Here is a 4877-nt window from a genome sequence, read left to right on the forward strand (position 1 = left end):
CCTCCCGGCCCCTCCCGAGCCGCGACACCCGCGTGAGGGACCCGTTCGCGCGGGTCGGCGGGTTCCCGTGGCGGGACGCCCGGTGAACCCCGTCACAACCGCACGCCGTCGGAAGGTTTCGTGGTGAGCCAGCCCTTCACCCATCTCCATGTCCACACCCAGTACTCCCTGCTGGACGGGGCGGCGCGGTTGAAGGACATGTTCGCGGCGTGCGAGCAGATGGAGATGTCGCACATCGCGATCACCGACCACGGCAACCTGCACGGCGCCTACGACTTCTTCCACAAGGCGAAGGACGCGGGCATCGTGCCGATCATCGGTATCGAGGCATATCTGGCGCCGGAGTCCCGCCGCTACACCCGACCCGTGAAGTGGGGCGCCCCGCACCAGAAGGGCGACGACGTCGCCGGTGCCGGCGCCTACACCCACATGACCATGTGGGCGCGCAACCGCGAGGGTCTGCACAACCTCTTCCGCGCCCAGTCCCGCGCCGGGCTGGAGGGCTACTTCCGCAAGCCCCGCATGGACCGCGAACTCCTGGCCGAGTACTCCGAGGGCCTGATGGCCACCACCGGCTGTCCCTCGGGCGAGATCAGCACCCGGATCCGGCTGGGGCAGATGGACGAGGCGATCAAGGCGGCCGGGGAGTACCAGGACATCTTCGGCCGGGAGAACTTCTTCGTCGAGCTGATGGACCACGACATCGACATCGACAAGCGGGCGCGTGCCGGGCTGGAGGAGATCGCCCGCAGGATCAACGCCCCCTTCGTGGTCACCAACGACAGCCACTACACGTACGAGCACGAGTCGACGGCCCACGACACGCTGTTGTGCATCCAGACCGGCAGCAACCTCTCCGACCCGGACCGCTTCAAGTTCGACGGCTCCGGCTACTACCTGAAGTCGGCGGCGCAGATGTACGCGATCGACTCCTCCGACGCCTGGCAGGAGGGCTGCCGCAACACGCAGCTGCTGATCGCCGACCGCATCGACACCGAGGGCATGTTCAAGCCCCGGAACCTGATGCCCCGCTTCGACGTGCCCGAGGGCTACGACGAGGTCTCCTGGTTCCAGGAAGAGGTCCGCCGGGGCATGGAGCGCCGCTACCCGGGCGGGGTCCCGGAGGACCGGCAGCGGCAGGCCGCCTACGAGATGGGCGTCATCATCGAGATGGGGTTCCCCGGCTACTTCCTCGTGGTCGCGGACTTCATCATGTGGGCCAAGAACAACGGCATCGCGGTCGGCCCGGGCCGTGGCTCGGCGGCCGGCTCGATCGTCGCGTACGCCATGGGAATCACCGACCTGGACCCCATCGACCACGGGCTGATCTTCGAACGGTTCCTCAACCCCGAGCGCGTCTCCATGCCCGATGTCGACATCGACTTCGACGAGCGCCGGCGCGGTGAGGTGATCCGGTACGTCACCGAGAAGTACGGCGCCGACAAGGTCGCCATGATCGGCACGTACGGCACCATCAAGGCGAAGAACGCGATCAAGGACTCCGCCCGGGTACTGGGCTACCCGTACGCGGTGGGCGACCGGATCACCAAGGCCATGCCGGCCGACGTCCTGGGCAAGGGCATCCCGCTGTCCGGCATCACCGACAAGAACCACCCCCGGTACGCCGAGGCGGCGGAGATCCGCTCGATGTACGAGAACGAGCCGGACGTCACCAAGGTCATCGACGCCGCCCGTGGTATCGAGGGACTGGTCCGCCAGATGGGCGTGCACGCCGCCGGTGTGATCATGTCCAGCGAGCCGCTGATCGACCACGTCCCGGTCTTCTCGCCCAAGAACGACGGCGTCGTCGTCACCCAGTGGGATTACCCCAGCTGCGAGGCGCTGGGCCTGCTGAAGATGGACTTCCTGGGCCTGCGCAACCTCACGATCATGGACGACGCCCAGAAGGCCATCAAGGCCAACAAGGGCATCGACATCAAACTGCTGGACCTGCCGCTGGACGACGCGAAGACCTACGAGCTGCTCCAGCGCGGCGACACGCTCGGTGTCTTCCAGTTCGACGGCGGTCCGATGCGCTCGCTGCTGCGGATGATGAAGCCCGACAACTTCGAGGACATCTCCGCGGTCTCGGCCCTGTACCGGCCGGGCCCGATGGGCATGAACTCGCACATCAACTACGCGCTGCGCAAGAACGGCCAGCAGGAGGTCACCCCGATCCACCCGGAGCTGGAGGAGCCGCTCCGGGAGGTTCTGGACATCACCCACGGCCTGATCGTCTACCAGGAGCAGGTGCAGAAGGCCGCCCAGGTGCTGGCCGGCTACTCGCTGGGCCAGGCCGACCTGCTGCGTCGCGCGATGGGCAAGAAGAAGCAGGAGGTCCTGGACAAGGAGTTCGTGCCCTTCCAGGCCGGCATGCGCGAGCGCGGCTACTCCGACGAGGCGATCAAGGCCGTGTGGGACGTGCTGGTGCCGTTCGCCGGCTACGCCTTCAACAAGGCGCACTCCTCCGCCTACGGCCTGGTCACCTACTGGACCGCCTACCTGAAGGCGAACTACCCGGCCGAGTACATGTCCGCGCTGCTGACCTCGGTGCGCGACGACAAGGACAAGTCGGCGATCTACCTCAACGAGTGCCGCCGCATGGGCATCAGGGTGTTGCCGCCGGACGTCAACGAGTCGGACGCCAATTTCACCCCCCGTGGCGATGACGTGATCGTCTTCGGCCTGACGGCGGTGCGGAACGTCGGTCAGAACGTCGTGGACTCGATCATCCGCAGTCGCACCGCGAAGGGGAAGTACAGCTCCTTCCCGGACTTCCTGGACAAGGTCGAGGCGGTGGTCTGCAACAAGCGCACCATCGAGTCGCTGATCAAGGCGGGCGCCTTCGACGCCCTGGGCCACACCCGCAAGGGCCTGACCGCGCACTTCGAGCCGATGATCGACAACGTGGTGCAGGTCAAGCGCAAGGAGGCCGAGGGCCAGTTCGACCTGTTCGGCGGCATGGGCGACGCGGACGGCGACGAGGGCCCGGGCTTCGGCATGGACGTGGAGTTCACCGACGAGGAGTGGGAGAAGACCTACCTCCTCGCGCAGGAGCGCGAGATGCTCGGCCTCTACGTCTCCGACCACCCGCTGTTCGGCATCGAACACGTGCTCAACGAGAAGGCGGACGCGGCGGTCGCCCAGCTCACCAGCGGCGACTTCTCCGACGGCTCGGTGGTCACCATCGGTGGCATCATCTCCGGCCTCCAGCGCAAGATGACCAAGCAGGGCAACCCGTGGGCGATCGCCACCGTGGAGGACCTGGCGGGTTCCATCGACTGCATGTTCTTCCCCGCCACCTACCAGTTGGTCTCCACCCAGCTGGTCGAGGACGCGGTGGTCTTCGTCAAGGGCCGCCTGGACAAGCGGGAGGACGTGCCGCGCCTGGTCGCCATGGAACTGATGGTCCCCGACCTCAGCGAGGCGTCGGCCAACGCGCCGGTGACCATCACCATTCCCGCGGTCCGCGTCACCCCGCCGCTGGTCCAGCAGCTGGGTGAGGTCCTCGGGCAGCACCGGGGCGCCACCGAGGTGCGCGTGCGACTCCAGGGCAGCCGCTCCACCACCCTCCTGCGGCTGGACCGTCACCGGGTGCAGCCCGACCCGGCCCTCTTCGGCGACCTCAAGGCACTGCTGGGCCCGGCCTGCCTGGCGAGCTGAGTTCACCGTCGGGTCGGCGGGGGAGGGGGCGGGCCGCGCCGCCCCTCCGCCGCCCCGCCCGGTGCTCCGGGAGCGATGGTCCGCCACGCCGAGAATCGCCCCCGGAACCTTGAACGCCCCGCGGTCGGGCAGACTCTGGGAAGCCGCCGGTTCCGGGGCGGGACGGCGAACGCCGGTCGTGGAACGCGTGACGGGGGCGCGAACGGAACCCGCGGGTCCGGGAACGGGCGTGGCGGAGCCGAGGAGAGTACAGAGAGAGGGGCCCCCGTGGATCGCTGCGTGGTACTCGTCGACGCCGGGTACCTCCTGGGCGCCGCGGCGAGCCTGCTGGCGGGTGAGCCCTCCCGCTCCCGGATCGCGGTGGACCACACCGCCCTCATCCGGGGGCTGCGGGAGCGGGCCCGCGCCGAAACCGGCTGCGAGTTGCTGCGCATCTACTGGTTCGACGGCGCCCCCGACCGCGTCCCCCAGCCCGAGCACCGTCGGCTGCGCGTGATGCCCCGGGTCACCGTGCGGCTCGGTGCCCTGACCCGAAGCGACGGGCGATGGGCACAGAAGGGCGTGGACGCCGCGATGCACGCGGAACTCACCGAATTGGCCCGCAACCGGGCCTGTGCCGACATCGTGCTGGTCACCGGCGACGGGGACCTGCTGCCCGGTCTGATGTCGGCCAAGGAGCACGGCGTCGCCGTCCACCTGTGGGCCGTGCAGGCCGCGGACGGGGACTACAACCAGAGCGAGGACCTGGTCGCGGAGGCCGACGAGCGGCGGGTGCTGGACCGGGAGTGGATCACCCGCTCGATCAGGGTCCGCGACGCCCTGCTCTCCGGGCCCGGACAGGGGCACACGCGGCCGGAGATCGCGGCGATCCTCTCCGCGCCGCTCCCCGAGGCCGGCGGTGCCCGGGACCACCGTCCCGGCGGGGCGGAACCCTCCCGCAACGGTTCCGGTCCCCGAGCCGACCCGACCTGTCCGCTCCCCCCGGGCGGGGCGGGACATCGGGACGGCGTCGCCCACCGCAACGGTTCCCAACCCCTCGCGGACATCGTCCACGGTGACCCCCGCGACGGGGGCGACCGCGACGGTGCCCCCCGCGACGGTACCCGCGGTGGGGGCGCCGACGCGGACGGCGTGCGGGCCAACGGCGTCGGGCCGGGCCGCCCCCTCCCCGGCCGGGCCGTACCCACACCGCGTGATCTCGCCCAGTTCGGCCG

2 protein-coding genes are annotated in these 4877 nt (G+C 69.6%); both read left to right on the plus strand.

The annotated features are described in order from the left end of the window. Positions 1-120 precede the first annotated feature (120 nt). Entirely contained in the window at positions 121-3663 is a 3543-nt protein-coding gene (gene dnaE, locus FNQ90_RS12730; RefSeq protein ID WP_182606481.1) for a DNA polymerase III subunit alpha, read from the plus strand. 267 nt (positions 3664-3930) lie between these two features. Beyond that, positions 3931-4877: NYN domain-containing protein (locus FNQ90_RS27350; RefSeq protein WP_323379920.1), on the plus strand; the 947-nt coding region annotated here is incomplete at its 3' end.

Source organism: Streptomyces alkaliphilus, assembly GCF_014141535.1.
Taxonomy (GTDB): Bacteria; Actinomycetota; Actinomycetes; order Streptomycetales; family Streptomycetaceae; genus Streptomyces; species Streptomyces alkaliphilus.